Genomic DNA, 513 nt, shown 5'->3' with positions numbered 1-513 from the left:
CACAACTTCATCAGGATTAACACCTTTGTGTGGATCTCTGTGGTCGACGTTTCATTAAAATACCTGAATCTTGGGCATACGCGTCATACCACCCACTAAAACAACTTCGTCAATCTCACCAGCTTTCAGTCCTGCATCTTTCAGTGCGGCTTTACAAGGCTCGATAGTGCGCTGAACTAAATCATCAACGAGAGATTCAAATTTTGCCCGAGTCAATTTCATCGTTAAGTGCTTGGGACCAGATTGATCTGCTGTGATAAACGGCAAATTGATTTCTGTTTGCTGTGAAGAAGAAAGTTCAATCTTTGCTTTTTCTGCCGCCTCTTTTAAACGCTGCAACGCCAGTTTATCATTTTTTAGATCAATTCCTTGTTCTTTCTTGAATTCGTCTGCAAAATAACCGACCAAACGCATGTCGAAGTCTTCACCACCTAAAAACGTATCTCCATTAGTTGATTTAACTTCAAAAACGCCATCTCCAATTTCAAGGACAGAAATATCAAATGTACCACC

General features: G+C 40.5%; 1 pseudogene. It reads right to left on the bottom strand.

Annotated features, from left to right (window positions below):
• Positions 1 to 513, bottom strand: a pseudogene (locus ACFIK8_RS13165) (Hsp70 family protein); the annotation flags it as partial.

It is taken from the genome of Bartonella sp. MR168JLCBS (assembly GCF_042194175.1).
This window is presented reverse-complemented; position numbering and strand designations above follow the sequence as displayed.